Raw genomic sequence first — 19,226 nt, forward strand, 5'->3', positions numbered from 1 at the left:
CTCCAAAGGGGGGAAAATCATGAAGAACATCGGGATCGGCAAGGCTCTTGCCGCAGCCGCCACGCTTTCGCTCGCCGTCGCCTTCGCGCCGTCGCCTGCCATGGCTCAGGACGCTGCGGCCAAGCCCGAGGAACTCACCTGGGCGCGCGTCACCATGACCCGCTTCGTCTCGGGCAAGCGCGAGCGCGCGCTCGAGATCATCAAGAACTACTTCGCCAAGGCCGACCAGAATTCCGGCGTGGATTCGGGGGTCCACGGCATCCACCTCGACACCGGCCAATGGGACGTGATCTACATCTTCCCGATGAAGGGCGGCCCCGGCGACATGGCCAAACAGGGCACGCCCGAGGATGCCAAGTGGATGGCGGAGATGGTCAAGCTCGCCGGCAGCCAGGAGGCCGCCGAGAAGATCATTGCCGAGTTCGATTCGCTGGTCGCCATGTCGGTCACCGAAGTCGGCCACGCGCACAAGGATTACTGATCCCAGCGCAAATCTGTCAGGTTGATACACGGCTCCGGGGGCGGCATAGGCGTTGCTCGCGTCCAACGCCCCCGGGAGGTTCACGTTGTTCTCCAAGATCCTGATTGCCAACCGCGGCGAGATCGCCTGCCGGGTCATCACCACCGCGCGCCGGATGGGGATCAAGACCGTCGCGGTCTATTCCGACGCTGACGCTCGCGCGCCTTTCGTCGCGATGGCGGACGAGGCGGTGCATATCGGCCCTTCGCCCGCGGCGGAGAGCTACCTCATCGCCGACAAGATCATCGCCGCGTGCAAGCAGACCGGGGCGGAAGCCGTGCACCCGGGCTACGGCTTCCTCTCCGAGCGCACCTCCTTTGCCGAGGCGCTCGCCAAGGAGAACATCGCCTTCATCGGCCCGCCGATCGGCGCGATCGCCGCGATGGGGGACAAGATCGAATCCAAGAAGCTGGCGAAAGAAGCGGGCGTCAACGTCGTCCCCGGCTTCGTCGGCGAGATCGAGGATACCGAACACGCGGTCCGCATCTCCAACGAGATCGGCTATCCGGTGATGATGAAGGCGAGCGCCGGCGGTGGGGGCAAGGGGATGCGCCTCGCCTATAGCGAGGCCGACGTGCGCGAAGGCTTCGAGAGCGTAAAGCGCGAAGGCCTCAACTCCTTCGGCGACGACCGCGTCTTCATCGAGAAGTTCATCCTCAATCCGCGCCACATCGAGATCCAGATCCTCGGCGACCAGCACGGCAACATCCTCTACCTCAACGAGCGCGAATGCTCGATCCAGCGCCGCCACCAGAAGGTGGTCGAGGAGGCGCCGTCGCCCTTCGTTACGCCGAAAATGCGCAAGGCGATGGGCGAGCAATGCGTCGCTCTGGCGCGCGCGGTGGGGTATTACTCTGCGGGCACGGTCGAGCTGATCGTCTCGGGCGCGGACCCGACGGGGGAGAGCTTCTACTTCCTCGAGATGAACACCCGGCTCCAGGTCGAACACCCCGTCACCGAAGCGATCACCGGCATCGACCTCGTCGAGCAGATGATCCGCGTGGCGGCGGGCGAGAAGCTCCCGATGACGCAGGCCGACATCGGGATCGACGGCTGGGCGATCGAGAACCGCGTCTATGCCGAGGACCCCTATCGCGGCTTCCTGCCTTCCACTGGGCGGCTGGTGCACTACGCACCGCCGATCCCCGGCTGGCAGGAGGACGAGACCGTCGCGGGCAAGGCCCGGCGCGGGGTGGCGCATGGCGCGGGCTCGGTCAGGGTCGACGACGGGGTCTACGAGGGCGGCGAGGTCTCGCGCTTCTATGACCCGATGATCGCCAAGCTGATCACCTGGGCCCCGACCCGCGACGCGGCGGCGGACTTGCAGATCGAGGCGCTCGACAATTTCCGCATCAAGGGCCTCGGCCACAACGTCGATTTCCTCTCGGCGATCATGCAGCACCCGCGCTTCCGTTCGGGCGAGCTGACCACCGGCTTCATCGCCGAGGAATATCCCGAGGGCTTCCACGGCGCGGCGACCTCCGACGAGGTGAAGCGCATCCTCGCCGCGGTCTGCGCGGGCAACGAGTTCACCTTGCAATCGCGCGCGCGCCGGATCACCGGGCAGCTCGACGGGCCGCAGCCGGTCACGCCCGAGTGGCTGGTGAAAATCGGCGACGAACGCTTCGAGGTCACGCTCGGCGAAGGCCATGCGATGGTGGACGGCGTGCGGGTCGAGGGGACCTGCACCTGGCGTCCCGGCATGGTGCAGGCCGAAGCCACCGGCCGCGTCGGCGAGGGGTCGGAGCACCGCCTTGGCCTGATCGTCGAGCGGCAGGGCAACCACTGGAAGGTGACGACCCGCGGCGCCTCGCATACCGCGCTGGTGCTGCCGCTCAGGCTCGCCCGGCATGAATCGCTGATGCTCGAAAAGGTTCCGCCCGATCTCTCGCGCCTGCTGATCTGCCCGATGCCGGGGATGCTGGTGAAGCTCCATGTCGCGGAAGGCGAGACGGTGCAGCCCGGCCAGCCGCTCGCCACGGTCGAGGCGATGAAGATGGAGAACATCCTGCGCGCCGAGAAGGAGGGCGTCATCGCCAAGATCAACGCCGCCGAGGGCGAGAGCCTTGCGGTGGACGCGGTGATCCTGGAGCTCGAATAGGATGCTCGAAGCGCTCGCGCTGAACGTCGCGGTGCCGGTCGAGCCGGCGCTGGTCGAAGGCCTGCCGATCCGCGAGGTGACGATCGCCTTCCACGGGGAGACGCAGGTCTGCACCGGGCCCCTGCTCGCCGACGTGCTGGCGAAGCTCGGCGCGCCCGCCAAGGGCGAGGTCAAGGGCAAGGCGCTGCTGACCGCGGTGGTGGTCGAGGCGCGCGACGGCTACCGTGCGCTCTTCACGCTGGGCGAGCTCGACCCGCTGCTCGGGCGTGCCCCGGTGGTGCTTGCCGACCGCTGCAACGGCGCGGCCCTCGACGAGGCGGACGGCCCCTTCCGGCTGGCGATCGAGGGCGACCAGCGCGGCGCGCGGTCGGTGCGTCAGGTGGCAAGCCTGCGGCTGGTCGCGGTCGAGTAGGATTTCCGGGGGCTGGGGAGCGGGTCGGTCAGCAAGATCGCTCCAGACGGCCCCTTGACCCCATTCAAACCCCCTCCAAGCCCCTTTCAGACCCCGCCAAAGCGGCCTTCAGGGATGCTCAAGCCAGGGTCAAGAATGGCTGGTGCGGCGTCCAACTCGGCTTGACCGATTCGCCTCTTGCCGTATGGGCGCGTCAAACTGAAATAAAGCTGCGCGCCAGCGTCATCATCTTGCGAGAATTGTGGCCGAACTGCGCCAGATTAGTGATATCCGACGCAAAATGTCGCTTCGCTCTGTCCTACAACCCGTCGTGTGAGACACTCAATTTGCCGAGTCGCGGAATCGCCCGCGCAAAGGATTGAATCTCAGTGGGAGGATTTGATCATGGCACACACGGGAACCGGCTTCTTCGATCGGAAGGGCCATTTCTTCAAGACCGCGCGCGATGCGACGGTGAGCGATCTCGCAGCCCTGCTGGGGCAGATCGGCGAGGGCGAGAGCCTCGCGCCGGGGATCGCCTATATGCTGCTCGAACGCCGCGCCGAGATCGAGAAGCTCTTCGCCGAGCATGACCAGATGCTCGCGGAAGAGGCGGCGATGAAGGCCGCGCGCGAAACCGAGCCCGCCGGCAACGTCGCCAAGCTGCCGAGCCGCCCGGCGCATTGAGCGCGGCGCGTCATGCCAGTGCTAGGTGCAGGCACTGGTTGAAATCGGTGAGCGCGTAGTCGGCGAAGGCGGGCCCATTGACGAAGCCGCGCCGCCGGTAGAGCGCGAGCGCCGGTTCGAAGGCCGGGCCAGTGCCGGTCTCGAGGCTCAGGCGGGTGAGGCCGAGGTCCCGCGCATGAGCGATGATGGTCTCGAGCATTGCCGCCGCGATGCCTTGCCGCAGAAACTGAGGATCGGTCCGCATCGACTTGATTTCGACGGAGGTTTCGTCGAGCTGCTTGAGCGCGCCGATCGCCGCCAGGCGGGTCTCGCGATGTGCCGCCCACACGGTCACGTCGGGCCGCCGCAGCCCCGACAGGTCGAGCGCGAAGCTCAGCCCCGGCGGCGAGCCCTCGACCATGGCGCGCTGGTGGAAAGCGATCAGCGCCTGCACCTGCGGGTCGTCGAGGTCCGCGAGGCCGATCCGCAGGCTCATTCGTCGATCATCGCGACCGCGCGGATCCACCCGGCACTGGCGCGCTCGATCTTGACCGGGAAGCAGCTCACCGTGAACCCGTGGGGCGGAAGGGCGGCGAGATTGGCAAGTTTTTCAATCTGATAATAGGGCCGGATGCGGCCCGCCTTGTGGCCCTCCCAGATGATCGCGGGGTCGCGGGTCTGGGCCCAGCGCCGTGCGGTATGGCTGAAGGGCGCGTCCCAGCTCCACGCATCGGTGCCGACCACCTCGATGCCCCTTTCCGTCAGCCACAGGGTCGCCTCCGCGCCGAGGCCGACGCCCTGGTCGGTGAAGCCCTCGGTTCCGTAGACCGCGCCCGACTGGACGAGCACGATATCAAGCGGTTGCAGCACGTAGTTGATGCGCGCGAGCTCCGCCTCGACCTCCGCCGCGCTGACCACGTGGCCGTGGGAGAGGTGCGAGAAGTCGAGCTTCACGCCGGGCCGGAAGAAGCGGTCGAGCGGGGCCTCGTCGATGCTCGGGGCGGGGCGGGCGCCGCTGTCGGTGGTCGAATGGTAGTGCCACGGCGCATCCATGTGCGTGCCGTTGTGCGTTGAAAGTTCGACGAATTCCACCGCCCAGCCCTCGCCGTCGGGCAGGTCCTCGCGGCGCAATCCGGGGAAGAACATCGCGATCTGTTCCCAGGTGCTCTCGTGGGTCATGTAGGTGACCTTGGGGCGCATCACCTCGGGGTCGGAGATGACCGCGTTGGTGATCGGGATCGAGAGGTCGACAAAGCGGGTCATGCGCTGAGCTCCCCGTCCAGAAATGCTGCAATGTCAGCGAGATCGACGTCGCGGGCGACATAGGCCCGGCCCAGCGCGCGCAGCAGCAGGAAGGGCAGGGTGGTGCCTTCCGCCTTCTTGTCGTGGCGCATGTGATCGACCAGCGCCGCCCCGTCGCATCCGAGGCCCAATGCCGAGAGCTCCGAAGGCAGCCCCGCCGCCGCAATGGCCCGCGCCGCCCGCTCGGCATCGGCGGAAGAGATCTCCCCCCGCCGCGCCGAATAGCCCGCCGCGAGCACCATGCCGAGCGCGACCGCCTCGCCGTGGAGCAGGCGGTCGGAGAAGCCGGTCTCCGCCTCGAGCGCATGGCCGAAGGTATGCCCGAGATTGAGCAGCGCCCGCCGGTCCTCGGTCTCGCGCTCGTCCTCGGCGACGATCCGCGCCTTCATCGCGATGCTGGTCGCGATGGCGTGTTCGAGCGCGTGAGGTTCGCGCGCCAAAACCTTGTTTCCATGTGACTCCAACCAGGCGAAGAAACCCGCGTCGCCGAGCAGGCCGTATTTCAGCACCTCGGCAAACCCTGCGCGCATCTCGCGCGCGGGCAAGCTCGCGAGCACCAGCGGGTCGATCAGCACCAGCGAGGGTTGGTGGAAGGCGCCGATGAGGTTCTTGCCCGCCCGCGTGTTGATCGCGGTCTTGCCCCCGACCGAGGAGTCGACCTGCGCGAGCAGGGTCGTGGGCAGCTGCACGAAGCCGACGCCCCGCTTGAGAATGGCGCAGGCGAAGCCGACGAGATCGCCGACCACCCCGCCGCCGAGCGCGAAGACATGGTCCCTGCGCGTCACGCCGAGGCCGAGCAGCCAGTCGGTGAGGCGCTCGAGCACGCCCCAGGTCTTCGCGTCCTCGCCCGGTTCGACGACGAACCACTCGGCCACGAAGCCCGCCTCGGCGAGCGCGGAGTCGATCCCGGCGGCGAAGTTCCGGTGGGTGTTGGTGTCGGCGACGAAGGGCACGCCCCGGCGGCCGCCATAGCCCCTGAGGAACGGCGCGGCCGCCTCGGGAAGGCGCGCGAGCACCCCCTCCTCGATCACCACCCGGTAAGGGCGCCCGGCGAGCGCCACGTCGATCACAGCCATTGGTCGATCGCCTCGATGATCGCGCGCGCGGTCTCGGCATGGGGGCCGTTCTCGCTGACGACGCGGATGGGAGCCTCGGCATAGAAGGGCCGGCGTTCGGCGGCGAGGCGGGTGAGGATTTCCCTGGGGTCGCCGTTCTTGAGCAGCGGGCGCGTCGGGCGGCGCGCGGTGCGTTCGACGAGGGTGTCGACGTCGCAGTCGATCCACACCGCGATGCCCTTGTCGAGCACCAGCGCGCGGGTCGCGGGATCGACGAAGGCGCCGCCGCCGGTGGCGATCACGCCGTGGCGCTCCTCGATCAGCCGCGCGATCACGCGCCGCTCGCCGTCGCGGAAATGAGCCTCGCCGAAGGTCTCGAAGATCTCGGGGATCGAGCGCCGGGCGGCTGCGACGATCGCCTCGTCGGCGTCGACGAAATCGCGGGACAGCATCGCGGCAAGCTTGCGCCCTACGGTCGACTTGCCGACCCCCATCAGCCCCACCAGCACCACCGGGCGGTCGATCCGCGCGGCGACGGCAGCGAGGCCGGAGGCAGGAGGGGAGGACGGTGCGGCGGACATTGCGGCACGGCCTATAGATGGGCTAGGGCACGCGCAATATGGCAAACCCGCGTCCCCCGCGTCTCTCCCCGACCGGCCTTGCCGAGGCACCCGCGCCGAGGGTGCCGCCCGCGCGGCGCAAGCTGACGATCGGCCTGATGGTCGCCGTGCCGGTGCTGCTCCTCGCGATCGCCTGGTTCGACGGCGGGGAGGAGGCGCTGCACCCGATCGCCGAGCCGGTCGTGCTGCCGGAGCAGGGGCAATGAGCGCGCGGCGCCTCGGCCTGACGGCCAGCATCCTCGCGATCGGCCTCGCCGGTGCGCTCGGCGGGGCGGGGCTGGCGAGCCTCGCAGGCGCGCAGGGCAAGCCCGAATCGCTGCTCCCCCCCGGCTTCGACGACCCCGCGCCCGCGCCGAGCCCGCGCGGCGCGCCCACGCCCTCGGCCGTGCCCGGCGCCGCCCCGCCGGCCGCGACCGCGCCCGGCGCCGTGCCGCTGCCGGGCGCACCGGTCGATCCCGCGACGCTCCCGCCGCTGCCGAGCATCAGCCGCGAGGACCTCGCGCGCCTGCCGAGCCTCGAGAGCCTCGAGAACATGTCGACCGACGAGCTCGACCAGCTGCTCGGATTGCGGCCCAGGAACGACATCCCCCCCGGCGCCCAGCGCGCGTTGACCCGCATCGGGGTGCTGGCGGTGGACGAGGGCGGGCTGCCGCCGGTCGCGCTCGCCAACCAGTCGGACAAGCTCGTGCGCGCGGCGCTCGCCGGCACGCGCGGGCCGATGGTTTCGCGCTGGGGCCACATCCTGCTCCGCCGCGCGCTGGCGAGCCGCATGGCCGCGCCGCTCGGCATGGACCCGATCGAGTTCGCGAGCTTGCGCGTCGGGCTCCTCAACCGCATCGGCGAGTACGGCGTCGCGCGCGCCGTGGTGCAGGATATCGACACCGCGAACTGGTCGCCCGCGCTGACGCAGGAGGCGCTCACCGCCTATCTTGCGAGCGGCGACATCACCGGGGCCTGCCCGGCCGTGCGGCTCCAGGGCTCGCAGCGGCAGGACGGCGAGTGGCAGATGTGGCAGGCGATCTGCAATGCCTATGCGGGCGAGGCGGCGCTGGCGGCGACCCAGCTCGACCGCGCGCTGTTCCGCGGTGTCGCGCCGCGCGTCGACGTGCTCCTCGCCCGGCGCTTCGCGGGCGCGGCGGGGCGGGGGCAGCGCGGGGTGCAGATCGAGTGGAACGGGGTCGAGGACCTCAATCCCTGGCGCTTCGGCCTTGCGAGCGCGGTCGGCGAGCCGCTGCCCGAGGGTCTCCTCGAAGCGGCCTCGAAGGCGCGCGGCGGGGCCTATTACGAGCGCGCGGGCGCGCTCCTCCCGATGCTCACCGCGAGCCAGCGCGCCGCGCTTGCCGGACGCGCCGCGCGCGAAGGGATCCTGTCGGCCGACGCGATGGTCGATCTCTATTCCGAGGTCTATCTCGACCCGGGCGCGAGCGGTGATGCCGAGACTCACGCGGCGGCCCTGCGCGAGGCCTATCTCGCCACCGACCCGGCGGCGCGCATCGCGGCGATGCAGCGGCTGTGGGCGGCGGGCGACAAGTTCGGCGGCGGCGACGGCTACGGGGCGCGGGTGCTCACCGCCTACGCCGCCGCGCGCATCCCGGTGGCCGAGGCCCATGCGAACGAAGCGGGCGAGCTCATCGCCGCGATGCTCGCCGCCGGGCTCGACCGCAATGCGGCGCGCTGGTCGAATGTCGTCGATGAGGGCTCGCTGGCCTGGGCGCTGATCGCCTGCGCCGCCCCGGGCGGGGGCGAGGTCGGGCAGGGCGCAGTCGAGAGCTTCGCGGGCAGCGACAGCAGCGAGGAGCAGCGCAAGTCGGCCTTCCTCGTCGCCGGGCTCGCCGGGCTCGGGCGGCTGAGCCTCGAAGATGCCGATGCGGTGGGCGGCGACCTCGGGGTCGATCTCGCGCGGCAGACCCGCTGGACCCGCGCCATTTCGGGCGCGGCCGAGGTCGGCAACCCGGCGCTGGTGGTGCTGCTCGCCGGGCTCGGGATGCAGGGATCGAGCTGGCAGCAGATGACGCCGCTCCACCTCTACCACATCACCGCCGCGCTGACCCGCGTGGGGCTCGAGGCCGAGGCCCGGATGATCGCCGCCGAGGCCGTGGCCCGCGGCTGATGTCCGCGGCCACCGAGGCCTTCCTCGCTATGCTTGCCGCCGAGCGCGGGGCGGCTGCCAACACTCTTGCCGCCTACCGGCGCGACCTCGCGCAGGCCGAGGCGGCGATCGGCGACCTGGCCGGGGCGGACCGCGATGCGGTGGCGGGCCTCGCGGGCGAGTGGGCGCGCCTCGCCCCGGCGAGCGTTGCGCGCAAGGCCTCGGCGCTGCGGCAGTTCTTCGGCTTCGCCATCGACGAGGGCTGGCGGCGCGATGATCCCTCGGGCGCGTTGCCGAGCCCGCGCCTGCGCCGTCCGCTCCCGAAAGTCATGGGCCACGACCAGATCGCCGCCCTGTTCGCGCGCGCCGAGTTCGAGGCGGCGGGCGACGATCCCCCGGCGGTGCGCCTGCTCGCGCTGATAGAGCTGCTCTACGGCTCGGGCCTGCGCGCCAGCGAGCTTGTCGGCCTGCCGCTCCACGCCGTGCCGCGCGATGCCCCCTTCCTGACCGTGACCGGCAAGGGCGGGGCGAGCCGCCTCGTCCCCGTCGGCGGGCGGGCGCTCGAGGCGGTGGGCCGCTGGATGCGCCTGCGACCGGGCGCGCCCGCGTCGCGCTACCTGTTTCCGGGGAAGAAAGGCGAGCACCTTACCCGCGTTCGCCTGTTCCAGCTCCTCAAGGAGCTCGCCGCCCGCGCCGGGCTCGACCCGACGGGGATCAGCCCCCACGTGCTGCGCCATGCCTTCGCGACGCACCTGCTCGAGGGCGGGACGGACCTACGCGTGCTCCAGACGCTTCTGGGGCACGCGGACATCGCCACCACCCAGATCTACACGCACGTGGAGCCCGCGCGGCTCGTTGCCCTCGTCAATTCCCGCCACCCGCTTGCAACCCGGCGCGCATCCGACTAGCGCCCAGCCATGATTTCCTACCTCGATTTCGAGAAGCCGGTCGCCCAGCTCGAAGAGCGTATCGCCCAGCTCCGTAGCGTCAACGCGCTCCACGACGTCGACGTGGCGAGCGAGATCGGCCGGCTCGAGGCGAAGAGCACCGAGCTGCTCGCCAGCACCTATGCCTCGCTCTCGCCCTGGCAGAAGACCCAGGTCGCCCGGCACCCGCAGCGCCCGCATTTCCGCGACTACGTGGCGCATGCCTTCAGCGATTTCATGCCCCTTGGCGGCGACCGGCTCTATGGCGATGACCAGGCGATCATGGGCGGCTTCGCGCGTCTCGGCGGGCGGCGGGTGATGCTGATCGGCCACGAGAAGGGCCACGACACCCAGAGCCGCATCCGCCACAATTTCGGCATGGGCAAGCCCGAGGGCTATCGCAAGGCGATCCGCCTGATGGAGCTGGCGAGCCGATTCGGATTGCCGGTGGTGACGCTGGTCGACACCTCGGGCGCGTTTCCCGGCATCGAGGCGGAGGAGCGCGGCCAGGCCGAGGCGATCGCCCGCGCGACCGAGGCCTGCCTCGCGCTCGAGGTGCCGATGGTCGCGGCGATCGTCGGCGAGGGCGGGTCGGGCGGCGCGGTCGCGCTCGCCTCGGCGAACCGGGTGCTGATGATGGAGCACGCGGTCTATTCGGTGATCTCGCCCGAAGGCTGCGCCTCGATCCTGTGGCGCACCTCGGAAAGGGCCGCCGATGCCGCGCAGGCGATGAAGGTCACCGCGCAGGATCTGAAGCGGCTCGCCGTGATCGATCGCATCGTCAAGGAGCCGGTCGGCGGCGCGCACCGCGATCCCGCGGCCGCCGCGCGGATGCTCGGCAGCGCGCTGTCCGAGGAGCTCGACGGACTCGCGGGCAAGACCTCGCAGCAACTGGTCGCCGCACGCGAGGAGCGGTTTCTCGCGCTGGGCGGCTGACGTTCACACGCAAGTTAAGGTTCCGTTTGGCACTTGCCTGTCGCTAGAAGCATTCCCCAAGGCCGCGTGAAGCGGCCGCGGGACGGCGGAAAGGGACTGAAGATGGCACGGATTTCACGCAAGGCTCTGGCGTTCGGCACGGCGATGGTCGCGCTGACCGGGTGCATGACGGCGGACGCGAAGGTGCCCGCCGCCGCGACCCCGATCACCGCCAAGGAAGCCCAGATGGGCGCGCAGTATCACCCGCAGTTCCTCGCCGAGTTCGGCGGCGCGATGTCCGGGCCGCAAGCGACCTATGTCGAGCAGGTCGGCAAGAACATCGCGGTGCAATCGGGGCTCGGCAATGCGCGCGAGGCGTTCACGGTGAGCCTGCTGAACTCACCGGTGAACAATGCCTTCGCGGTGCCGGGCGGCTACATCTACACCACCCGCCAGCTGGTGACGCTGATGAACAGCGAGGCCGAGCTTGCCGCGGTGCTCGGGCACGAGGTCGGGCACGTCGCCGCGCGCCACTCGCAGCGCCGCGAGCAGGCCGCGCAGAAGAACTCGATTCTGGGCATCCTCGGCGCGATCGGTTCCTCGCTGCTGCTCGGCGATTCGCAGATTGGCCAGACCCTGTCGCGAACCTTCATGGAAGGCTCGCAGCTCCTCACCCTGCGCTTCTCGCGCAAGCAGGAGCTTCAGGCGGACGACCTCGGCATCCAGTATCTCGCCCGCGCCGGCTACGACCGGCGCGCGATGGGCAGCGTCCTGGCGAGCCTCGCGGCGCAGAATGCGCTCGACGCGCGGCTCGAGGGGCGCAATGCGAGCGTGCCCGAATGGGCCTCGACCCACCCCGATCCCGCGAGCCGCGTCCAGAGCGCGCTCGCCAAGGCGGGCGGGGTGAGCACCGGGGTGACCAACCGCGACACCTTCCTCACCCGCATCGACGGGCTGCTCTATGGCGACGATCCGCAGCAGGGTGTGATCGAGGGCAGCAACTTCATCCACCCCGAGCTGCGCTTCGCCTTCACCGCGCCGCAGGGCTATTACATGGTCAACGGCACGCGCGCGGTGAGCATCCAGGGCCAGGGCGGCGGCCAGGCGCAGCTGACCACGGCAGCCTATAACGGCAACCTCGAAAGCTATGTGCGCACCGCCTTCGCGGCGCTCGGCGGGCAGAACAGCCAGCTCGCGCCCGCCGAGATGCAGCGCACGACGGTCAACGGCCTGCCCGCGGTCTACGGCACGGCGCGCGTCAACAACAGCGGCTCGCAGGTCGATCTGGTGGTGTTCGCTTACGAGTTCGCCCGCGACAAGGCGTTCCACTTCGCCGCGATCGCCCCGGCGGGGCGGGCGGGGACCTTCAACACCATGTTCCAGTCGATGCGGCGAATCACCCAGGCCGAGGCCGGGGCGGTGGTGCCGCGCAAGCTCCAGGTGGTGACCGTCGCGCGCGGCGACACGGTGGCGAGCCTCGCGCGAAGGATGGCCTATACGAGCGCGCAGGAGGACCGCTTCCGGGTGCTCAACGCGCTCTCGGGCGATGCCACGCTGACGCCCGGCCAGAAGGTCAAGCTGGTGGTGCGCGCCCGCTAGGTTCCCGAAGGGATACGCAAAAGGCGGCGGGGATCGCTCCCCGCCGCCTTTCCTGTGCCTTCCTGCGTCGATCAGGCGCCGGTGGTGCCGGGCTGCATCTTGCTCGAGACATTCGAGAAGGTCCCGTCGAGCGTCGAGCCGAGCGCGCTCATGGCGGTGATCGCGGCGACCGCGATGAGAGCGGCGATGAGGCCGTATTCGATGGCGGTGGCGCCCTGTTCGTCGTGCGCCAGAGATTTGAAGAAGGTCATGTCCCGTCTCCTGAACGATGGTTGGCCGGGCCGCCCCTTAGGGGAAGAGCGGAGGGGGGCTGGGCTTACGCTAGAGAGCGGACAGTGCATTCGGGCTTTGCGCGGGCCTGGGGGATTCTGCGGAGGTGCCGGGCGGGTAAAGAAAAACGGCGGGGATCGCTCCCCGCCGTCTCTTTCTGCCGAAGGGCAAGCCTCAGGCGCCGGTGGTGCCCGGCTGCATCTTGCTGCGGACGTTGTTGAACGTGCCATTGAGCGTGCTGCCGAGGCTCGTCATGGCGGTGATCGCGGCAACCGCGATAAGGGCAGCGATCAAACCATACTCGATGGCAGTCGCCCCCTGTTCGTCTCTTGCGAGACTACGGAAGAAGGTCATTGATGGTCTCCTGGTCTGGTCCTCGAATTCACCAGCCCCCCCTGGTCCAGGCGAGCTATAACACTATATCGCCTTTAACTATTGATAAATAACTTAAGAAGCGCGCAATGCGTGAATTCTTTCTGCGCGGGATTGGAATAATCGCAGCAGGCAAAAGAAAAACGGCGGGGATTTCTCCCCGCCGTCGTTCTTTTGCGAAACGCTTCTTGAAGCTTACGCGCCGGTGGTGCCGGGCTGCATCTTGCTCGAGACGTTGTTGAAGGTGCCGTTGAGGGTCGAACCCAGGGCGCTCATGGCGGTGATCGCGGCGACGGCGATGAGAGCGGCGATGAGGCCGTATTCGATGGCGGTGGCACCCTGTTCGTCACGGACGAGGTTCTTGAAGAAGGTCATGTGTGGTCTCCTGTTTGGTCTTCGATACCCGAGGCCCCCCTTGGTCGCGGCGGGCTGTTTGTTGTTTAGATCGGCACCTATTGAGAAACTCCTAACTCGAAACGAAAGTTTCAGTAGTTGCTCATCGCGCCGACACTTTTGCTTCTGACCATGTTCCACATGTCGATCGTCGTGTCGGCCACGCTTTGCAGCGCAACGACCAAGGTGATCGCGATGAGAGCAAGGATCAGACCGTATTCGATCACGGTCGCTCCCGTGGTGTCGTCGACGAGATCTCTGGTGATGTTCGACAACATGGGAAGGGTCCGTTTCTTTCGGCCTGATGGTCCGAAGAATCGGATGTTCGGGTTAAAAAAGCGTTGATGAGACGCTTCCAGGTGGCAAGGAATCCGACATGAGCGAGGGCTGGATGACGGTGGTGGCCGGGGCGCTGCGGGCGGGGGACGGACGCTGGCTGATGCATCGCAGGCCCGAGGGCAAGCACCACGGCGGCCTTTGGGAGTTCCCCGGCGGCAAGGTCGAAGCCTCTGAAATGCCGCAGCAATCCCTCGTCCGCGAGCTTCACGAGGAGCTCGGCATCCTCGCCTGCGCGGAGCATTGCGACCCCGCCGGTTTCGCCGAGAGCCGCCTCGGCGACAGCGGCCCGCGGCTTGTCATCCTGCTTTACACGCTCACCGCCTGGGAGGGCGATCCGCGCGCAGTGGAGGGCGGGGAAATCGGCTGGTTCACCCCCGCCGAGGCGCTCGCGCTTCCCAAGCCGCCGCTCGACGTCGAGCTCGCCGCGCGGCTCTTCCGGAATTGCTGAGGCCCCGCGAAAAGACCCTTGCCAAGCCCGAGCGCCCCCCCTATTGGGCGCCCCTCAGCGCGCACCCGTAGCTCAGCTGGATAGAGCACCAGACTACGAATCTGGGGGTCAGAGGTTCGAATCCTTTCGGGTGCGCCAACTAGGCCCGCTTCCTCGCAAGAGGGGGCGGGCCTAGTTGGTTCTGTCCAGGAAGATTCGAACCCGTTCGGAGTCGGAGGCGGCGCAGCCGCCGGAGACGACGAGCGAGCGCAGCGAGCGAGACAATCCTTTCGGGTGCGCCAACAACGCCCGCTCCTCGCCAGAGGGGCGGGCGTTGTCGGTTCCGGCAACGATTCCTCGTTCCTCGTTCATTCCCCCACCGAATCCTCGAGCGCGTGCATGTCCTCGTCCGAAAGGCCGAAGTGGTGCCCCGCCTCGTGGATCACGACATGGGCGACGAGCGCGCGGAACCCCACGCCGGTGTCCTCCATCTCGGCAAGCAAGGGCTGGCGGAACAGGGTGATGACCGGCGGCAGACCGTCGCCGTCCCATTGCGAACGCTCGGTAAGCGCGACGCCCTCGTAGAGCCCGGTGAGGTCCCAGGGGTCCTCGATCCCGAGCGAATCGAGCTGCTCGTCGGTGGCGAACTCCTCGACCCGCAGCACCACGCCCTCGAGCTCGCGACGGAACACTTCGGGCAGGCGCGCGAGCACGGCGAGCGCCTCGGCCTCGAAATCGGCAGTGCTCGGCCCGCGCAAGGACACCTCTCCGCTCTCCTTTACTTGGCGTGAGGGGATGAATTCCCCGCACACCTTATTACATAGGCAAGAGATGGGGGCGGCATCCTTCCGGCGCAATCCGCGTATCTTCGTGGAACGCAGCCGAGGCCGGATGGTTGAGGTCACTCGGCATCGACAGGCGATTGGGTCGGACAGGGGCCGATGAGGGAAGAAAGACAAGCAACGATGAACTACATGGCCGCCCACGATCACGACGAGTTCGATCCGGAAAACCCGCTCGGCAAGCCCGAGGTGCCCGAGGAGGTTCAGGACGCGATTCGCACGCTGCTGCGCTGGGCGGGCGACGATCCCTCGCGCGAGGGCCTGCTCGACACGCCCAAGCGGGTGGGGCGCGCGTGGCTCGAATATTGCCAGGGCTACAAGGAAGACCCGGCGATCCACCTCACCCGCCAGTTCACCGAGGTGGGCGGCTATGACGAGATCGTGCTGCTCAAGAACATCCCGTTCCAGTCGCACTGCGAACACCACATGGCGCCGATCACCGGCAAGGCGGCGATCGCCTACCTGCCGCGCAACAAGGTGGTGGGGATCTCCAAGCTCGCCCGCGTCCTGCACGGCTATGCCAACCGGCTCCAGATCCAGGAGCGTCTCACCGCCGAGGTCGCGCAGTGCATCTGGGACCATCTCGAGCCGCACGGCGTTGCCGTGGTGATCGAGGCCGAGCACGGCTGCATGACCGGCCGCGGCGTCAAGACCCACGGGGTCAACATGATCACCAGCCGCATCCTCGGCTGCTTCCTCGAGAATGACAGCAGCCGCAAGGAAGTCATGAGCCTGATGGGCTACTGACGGCTCGCAAGCCTGCGGGAAGCGGCCGATCGACGCCGCTCACCCGGGCTTGCGTTCATTGCAATCCTGCTGTGCTGGACGCCTGCGCGCGCGATGATATGTTGCATCATCGACGGCCAAAAGGCCGCGACAAGCAGGAGAGCAAGCATCATGATGAAACGTGCCCTTGCCGGCGTGGCCTTTGCGGTGTGCCTTGCATCGCCGGCGCTCGCGCTCGAACACGAGGTGGTGATCGACCACTCCGCGGGCGCCATCGCGGCGGATTACCGCGGCTCGGTGCGGATCGAGACCAAGCAGGTCGGCACCGCCGCCGCGCCGGGTCGCCCGAACACGCTGCGCTGCCAGTGGAGCGCCTCGCTCGATGTCGAGCGGATCGCGAAGCTGGGGAGCAGCCTGCAATCGCGCCGCACCCTCACCAGCGATGACGTCGCGCGCGGCTCGCGGCCGGGCTGGTGCCCGACCAAGGCCGCGGCGCTCGGCAAGCTGGTCGATGCGCGCGGGCCCAAGGTCCGCGCGGCGCTGATGGCGCTGGTGGAGAAGGATCGCGCGGCGCTCGTCGCCGAGGCGGACACCGCCACGACCCGCGGCTGATCGGCGGCTCGCGAGAGGAGAAGGGGCGTCCCTCGGATGAGGGGCGCCCTTTTTGCGTCGATGCGCCGAGCTGCGTCATGATCCTGTCATAAGGTCACTCAGGTTATGCTCCCGGATGTCACGGAACTGTAACATGGTGTGATGGCAACCACCCACCCCTTCGCGCTTTCGGGGCGGTCCTCCGAACCGGAAGCCGTCCGAGCCGACTCGGCACTGCTGCATCCGATCCGGCCGCTGGTCGCGCTCTGGGCTTTCCTGCTGACGCTGAGCGCGGGACAGGATATCGCCCTTGGCCTCGGGCTGATGAGCGACAAGGTGTGGATCTTCGACGTCGACGTCGAGACCGGGCTCTACACATGGTTCTCGGTGCTGCTGCTCGCCGGCGCGGCGCTGGCGACCGGGGTGATCGCGCTCGAGCGCAAGGCCGCGGGCGATCCGCTGCGCTTCCACTGGCTGCTTCTTGCCGCGATCTTCCTCGCTCTTTCCGCCGACGAGGCGTGTGCGCTGCACGAGGCGATCTCGGGGCGTCTCACCAGCGGCCTCCACACAAGCGGCGCGCTCTATTTCGCCTGGGTGATCCCCGCCGGGATCGCCGCGGCAGTCGGGCTCTTCGCCTTCGTCCCCTTCATCCGCGCCTTCCCGCCGGCCTTGCGGGCGCTGCTGCTGGGCTCGGCGGCGATGTTCCTCGCGGGCGCGATCGGGATGGAGATGATCGCCGGGGCGATCGGGGCGGAGTCCGAGGCGGTGATGCGCAGCGGGCCCTACCGCGCCCTCGTCAACCTCGAGGAGGCGATGGAGGGCGGGGCAGTGATCCTCTACCTCGCCGTGCTCGTCGCGCTGCGCCGCCGGGAGTCGCCGCTGGTCACGCTGCGGCTCGGCTGAGCGCACGCAGAAGGGCCCGTTCCGCGGGGGAACGGGCCCTTCGTCACGTCACGGGTCCGTGGGCTTACAGCTGGCCGAGCAGGTGATCGGCGCTCGAGACGCGGAAGTCGCCCGGTTCCTCGACGTTGATCTGCTCGACCACGCCGTCGTTGATGACCATCGAGAAGCGCTGGCCGCGCTTGCCGAGGCCGAAGCCCGAGCCGTCCATGGTGAGGCCGATCGCCTCGACGAACTCGGCATTGCCGTCGGCGAGCATGGTGATCTCGTCCGAGCCCTGCGCCTTGTTCCACGCGCCCATCACGAAGGCGTCGTTGACCGCGGTGCCGACGATCTCGTCGATGCCCTTGGCCTTGAGCTCGGCGGCCTTCTCGACGAAGCCCGGCAGGTGCTTGGCCGAGCAGGTCGGGGTGAAGGCGCCGGGGACGGAGAACAGCGCGACCTTCTTGCCGGCGAAATACTCGGAGGACTTGACCGCCTGCGGCCCTTCGGGGGTGGCCTTGACGAGGGTGACTTCGGGGATCGTGTCGCCGACGGAAATGGTCATGTCGTGTGCATCCTTGTGAGTGGAACCTTGCGGGCGCTCTCTATAGCGCCTCGCCCGGACCGGGCAACGCTTACACATATAAAGATAGGTTTATATTGCCTCCCGGCGCGACTGTCGCTAGGGGCAGTCCGACTTTAGCAGACCGGCGCCCGCGGCTCCGTATCTGCGCATAGGAGACAGACAAGATGGCCACCCTCGCTGCCGCCCCGACCCACGAATACGTCATCAAGGACATCGCGCTCGCCCGCTTCGGCCGCGACGAGATCCAGATCGCCGAGACCGAGATGCCGGGCCTGATGGCGCTGCGCGAGGAGTATGGCGCCGCCCAGCCGCTCAAGGGCGCGCGCATCACCGGATCGCTGCACATGACGATCCAGACCGCGGTGCTGATCGAGACCCTCGTCGCGCTCGGCGCCGAGGTGCGCTGGGCGACCTGCAACATCTTCTCGACCCAGGACCACGCCGCCGCCGCGATCGCCGCGCGCGGCATTCCGGTGTTCGCCATCAAGGGCGAGACGCTGGCGGACTACTGGGACTACGTGGGCCGCATCTTCGACTGGGCCTCGGAAGCCGATCCCGACCTCACCGCGAACATGATCCTCGACGATGGTGGTGACGCCACCATGTTCGCGCTGTGGGGCGCGCGCCTCGAGGCGGGCGAGGAATTGGGCGAGCCGACCAATGCGGAAGAGATCGAGTTCCAGCGCGCGCTCAAGGCCTTCATCGCCGCCAAGCCCGGCTACCTCACCAAGACCGTGAAGGCGATCAAGGGCGTCTCGGAAGAGACCACCACGGGCGTGATGCGCCTCTACCAGATCGCCAAGCAGGGCAAGCTCCCCTTCCCGGCGATCAACGTGAACGATTCGGTCACCAAGTCGAAGTTCGACAACCTCTACGGCTGCAAGGAATCGCTCGTCGACGCGATCCGCCGCGCGACCGACGTGATGCTCGCCGGCAAGGTCGCCTGCGTCGCGGGTTACGGCGACGTCGGCAAGGGCTCGGCCGCCTCGCTGCGTGACGGCGGCGCGCGCGTGATGGTCACCGAGATCGACCCGATCTGCGCGCTCCAGGCCGCCATGGACGGCTTCGAGGTCGTCACCATGGAGGACGCCGTGAAGCGCGCCGACATCTTCGTCACCGCCACCGGCAACGAGGACGTCATCACCGCCGAGCACATGATGAACATGAAGCCGATGGCGATCGTCTGCAACATCGGCCACTTCGACAGCGAGATCCAGATCGCCGCGCTCTCCAACTACGAGTGGAAGGAAATCAAGGAAGGCACCGACCTCGTCACCTTCCCGGACGGCAAGTCGATCATCGTGCTGGCCAAGGGCCGCCTCGTGAACCTCGGCTGCGCCACCGGCCACCCGAGCTTCGTGATGAGCGCGAGCTTCACCAACCAGACCCTCGCGCAGATCGAGCTCTTCACCAAGGCGGACGAATACGACAACGACGTCTATGTCCTGCCCAAGCATCTCGACGAGAAGGTCGCCGCGCTGCACCTCGAAAAGCTGGGCGTGAAGCTGACCCAGCTTTCGCCCAAGCAGGCGAGCTATATCGGCGTGCCGCAGGCGGGCCCGTTCAAGCCCGACCACTACCGCTACTGAGCCACGCAAACCGCCCGCTCCGCCC

Annotated in this window: 25 protein-coding genes and 1 tRNA gene; 15 read left to right on the forward strand and 11 right to left on the reverse strand. The window is 68.5% G+C overall.

The window, feature by feature from the left end; genetic code table 11:
- The first annotated feature begins 19 nt into the window (after positions 1-19).
- From ACLBKU_RS08010 to ACLBKU_RS08025, 4 genes are all read left to right on the forward strand, one after another.
- Positions 20-481 carry a hypothetical protein gene (locus ACLBKU_RS08010; RefSeq protein ID WP_410179038.1) on the forward strand — a complete coding sequence of 154 codons (462 nt, stop codon included), beginning with the start codon at positions 20-22 and terminating at the stop codon, positions 479-481.
- 85 nt (positions 482-566) lie between these two features.
- Entirely contained in the window at positions 567-2,621 is a 2,055-nt protein-coding gene (locus ACLBKU_RS08015) for a biotin carboxylase N-terminal domain-containing protein (RefSeq protein ID WP_410179039.1), read from the forward strand.
- A gap of 1 nt (position 2,622) precedes the next feature.
- Positions 2,623-3,033: a hypothetical protein gene (locus ACLBKU_RS08020; protein WP_410179040.1), complete on the forward strand. Its 411-nt coding sequence runs from the start codon at positions 2,623-2,625 to the stop codon at positions 3,031-3,033.
- Positions 3,034-3,417: 384 nt separating this feature from the next.
- Entirely contained in the window at positions 3,418-3,699 is a 282-nt protein-coding gene (locus ACLBKU_RS08025) for a hypothetical protein (protein ID WP_410179041.1), read from the forward strand.
- 10 nt (positions 3,700-3,709) lie between these two features.
- Here the strand turns inward: ACLBKU_RS08025 and ACLBKU_RS08030 are convergent, their stop codons facing one another.
- From ACLBKU_RS08030 to ACLBKU_RS08045, 4 genes are read right to left on the reverse strand one after another with little or no spacing between them, the layout of a single operon-like run.
- Positions 3,710-4,174 carry a GNAT family N-acetyltransferase gene (locus ACLBKU_RS08030; RefSeq protein WP_410179042.1) on the reverse strand — a complete coding sequence of 155 codons (465 nt, stop codon included), beginning with the start codon at positions 4,172-4,174 and terminating at the stop codon, positions 3,710-3,712.
- A complete protein-coding gene (locus ACLBKU_RS08035) occupies positions 4,171-4,941 on the reverse strand; it encodes a cyclase family protein (RefSeq protein WP_410179043.1) in 771 nt (256 codons plus the stop codon). The genes ACLBKU_RS08030 and ACLBKU_RS08035 overlap by 4 nt, the downstream gene beginning before the upstream one ends.
- On the reverse strand, positions 4,938-6,056 hold the full coding sequence (aroB, locus tag ACLBKU_RS08040; RefSeq protein WP_410179044.1) for a 3-dehydroquinate synthase: 1,119 nt from the start codon (positions 6,054-6,056) through the stop codon (positions 4,938-4,940). The genes ACLBKU_RS08035 and aroB overlap by 4 nt, the downstream gene beginning before the upstream one ends.
- Entirely contained in the window at positions 6,047-6,616 is a 570-nt protein-coding gene (locus ACLBKU_RS08045; RefSeq protein ID WP_410179045.1) for a shikimate kinase, read from the reverse strand. Before ACLBKU_RS08045 ends, aroB begins: the two co-directional genes overlap by 10 nt.
- Positions 6,617-6,654: 38 nt before the next feature.
- Here ACLBKU_RS08045 and ACLBKU_RS08050 point away from each other — a divergent pair, with 38 nt between their 5' ends.
- From ACLBKU_RS08050 to ACLBKU_RS08070, 5 genes are all read left to right on the forward strand, one after another.
- Positions 6,655-6,861, forward strand: coding sequence for a hypothetical protein (locus ACLBKU_RS08050; protein ID WP_410179046.1), 207 nt, complete (start codon positions 6,655-6,657; stop codon positions 6,859-6,861).
- Positions 6,858-8,765 carry a hypothetical protein gene (locus tag ACLBKU_RS08055; RefSeq protein ID WP_410179047.1) on the forward strand — a complete coding sequence of 636 codons (1,908 nt, stop codon included), beginning with the start codon at positions 6,858-6,860 and terminating at the stop codon, positions 8,763-8,765. Before ACLBKU_RS08050 ends, ACLBKU_RS08055 begins: the two co-directional genes overlap by 4 nt.
- Entirely contained in the window at positions 8,765-9,652 is an 888-nt protein-coding gene (locus ACLBKU_RS08060) for a tyrosine recombinase (RefSeq protein ID WP_410179048.1), read from the forward strand. The genes ACLBKU_RS08055 and ACLBKU_RS08060 overlap by 1 nt, the downstream gene beginning before the upstream one ends.
- A 9-nt stretch (positions 9,653-9,661) precedes the next feature.
- On the forward strand, positions 9,662-10,606 hold the full coding sequence (locus ACLBKU_RS08065; RefSeq protein ID WP_410179049.1) for an acetyl-CoA carboxylase carboxyltransferase subunit alpha: 945 nt from the start codon (positions 9,662-9,664) through the stop codon (positions 10,604-10,606).
- A gap of 102 nt (positions 10,607-10,708) precedes the next feature.
- The gene (locus ACLBKU_RS08070; RefSeq protein ID WP_410179050.1) at positions 10,709-12,184 is read left to right on the forward strand and encodes a M48 family metalloprotease; all 1,476 of its coding nucleotides are present in this window, start codon (positions 10,709-10,711) and stop codon (positions 12,182-12,184) included.
- A 71-nt stretch (positions 12,185-12,255) separates the two neighbouring features.
- Here the strand turns inward: ACLBKU_RS08070 and ACLBKU_RS08075 are convergent, their stop codons facing one another.
- The 4 genes from ACLBKU_RS08075 to ACLBKU_RS08090 form a co-directional block, all read right to left on the reverse strand.
- Positions 12,256-12,435, reverse strand: coding sequence for a Flp family type IVb pilin (locus ACLBKU_RS08075; protein ID WP_410179051.1), 180 nt, complete (start codon positions 12,433-12,435; stop codon positions 12,256-12,258).
- A 193-nt stretch (positions 12,436-12,628) separates the two neighbouring features.
- A complete protein-coding gene (locus ACLBKU_RS08080; RefSeq protein ID WP_410179052.1) occupies positions 12,629-12,808 on the reverse strand; it encodes a Flp family type IVb pilin in 180 nt (59 codons plus the stop codon).
- 213 nt (positions 12,809-13,021) lie between these two features.
- Complete coding sequence (locus ACLBKU_RS08085) at positions 13,022-13,201, reverse strand: Flp family type IVb pilin (RefSeq protein WP_410179053.1); 180 nt, start codon at positions 13,199-13,201, stop codon at positions 13,022-13,024.
- Between the two features lie 110 nt (positions 13,202-13,311).
- Entirely contained in the window at positions 13,312-13,497 is a 186-nt protein-coding gene (locus ACLBKU_RS08090) for a Flp family type IVb pilin (RefSeq protein WP_410179054.1), read from the reverse strand.
- Between the two features lie 98 nt (positions 13,498-13,595).
- Between ACLBKU_RS08090 and ACLBKU_RS08095 the strand changes: the two genes are divergently transcribed.
- Both ACLBKU_RS08095 and ACLBKU_RS08100 read left to right on the forward strand, forming a co-directional pair.
- A complete protein-coding gene (locus ACLBKU_RS08095) occupies positions 13,596-14,006 on the forward strand; it encodes a (deoxy)nucleoside triphosphate pyrophosphohydrolase (protein WP_410179055.1) in 411 nt (136 codons plus the stop codon).
- Positions 14,007-14,067: 61 nt separating this feature from the next.
- Positions 14,068-14,144 (forward strand) — tRNA-Arg (locus ACLBKU_RS08100).
- Positions 14,145-14,177: 33 nt separating this feature from the next.
- On the opposite strand, the gene ACLBKU_RS08105 is transcribed toward ACLBKU_RS08100, so the two are convergent.
- Together ACLBKU_RS08105 and ACLBKU_RS08110 are read right to left on the reverse strand one after the other, a co-directional pair.
- A complete protein-coding gene (locus tag ACLBKU_RS08105) occupies positions 14,178-14,357 on the reverse strand; it encodes a hypothetical protein (RefSeq protein ID WP_410179056.1) in 180 nt (59 codons plus the stop codon).
- Positions 14,354-14,743, reverse strand: a complete 390-nt coding sequence (locus ACLBKU_RS08110) for a metallopeptidase family protein (RefSeq protein ID WP_410179649.1) — start codon at positions 14,741-14,743, stop codon at positions 14,354-14,356. The genes ACLBKU_RS08105 and ACLBKU_RS08110 overlap by 4 nt, the downstream gene beginning before the upstream one ends.
- Positions 14,744-14,950: 207 nt before the next feature.
- Between ACLBKU_RS08110 and folE the strand changes: the two genes are divergently transcribed.
- The 3 genes from folE to ACLBKU_RS08125 all read left to right on the forward strand — a co-directional run bounded on the left by folE (position 14,951) and on the right by ACLBKU_RS08125 (position 17,047).
- Positions 14,951-15,574, forward strand: a complete 624-nt coding sequence (gene folE / locus ACLBKU_RS08115) for a GTP cyclohydrolase I FolE (protein WP_410179057.1) — start codon at positions 14,951-14,953, stop codon at positions 15,572-15,574.
- A 150-nt stretch (positions 15,575-15,724) separates the two neighbouring features.
- Entirely contained in the window at positions 15,725-16,165 is a 441-nt protein-coding gene (locus ACLBKU_RS08120; RefSeq protein WP_410179058.1) for a hypothetical protein, read from the forward strand.
- A gap of 141 nt (positions 16,166-16,306) precedes the next feature.
- A complete protein-coding gene (locus tag ACLBKU_RS08125) occupies positions 16,307-17,047 on the forward strand; it encodes a hypothetical protein (protein ID WP_410179059.1) in 741 nt (246 codons plus the stop codon).
- A 64-nt stretch (positions 17,048-17,111) separates the two neighbouring features.
- On the opposite strand, the gene ACLBKU_RS08130 is transcribed toward ACLBKU_RS08125, so the two are convergent.
- Complete coding sequence (locus ACLBKU_RS08130; protein ID WP_410179060.1) at positions 17,112-17,591, reverse strand: peroxiredoxin; 480 nt, start codon at positions 17,589-17,591, stop codon at positions 17,112-17,114.
- Between the two features lie 185 nt (positions 17,592-17,776).
- Between ACLBKU_RS08130 and ahcY the strand changes: the two genes are divergently transcribed.
- The gene (gene ahcY / locus ACLBKU_RS08135; protein WP_410179061.1) at positions 17,777-19,201 is read left to right on the forward strand and encodes an adenosylhomocysteinase; all 1,425 of its coding nucleotides are present in this window, start codon (positions 17,777-17,779) and stop codon (positions 19,199-19,201) included.
- Positions 19,202-19,226 lie beyond the last annotated feature (25 nt).

Source organism: Erythrobacter sp. NE805 (assembly GCF_046452355.1).
Taxonomy (GTDB): Bacteria; Pseudomonadota; Alphaproteobacteria; order Sphingomonadales; family Sphingomonadaceae; genus Erythrobacter.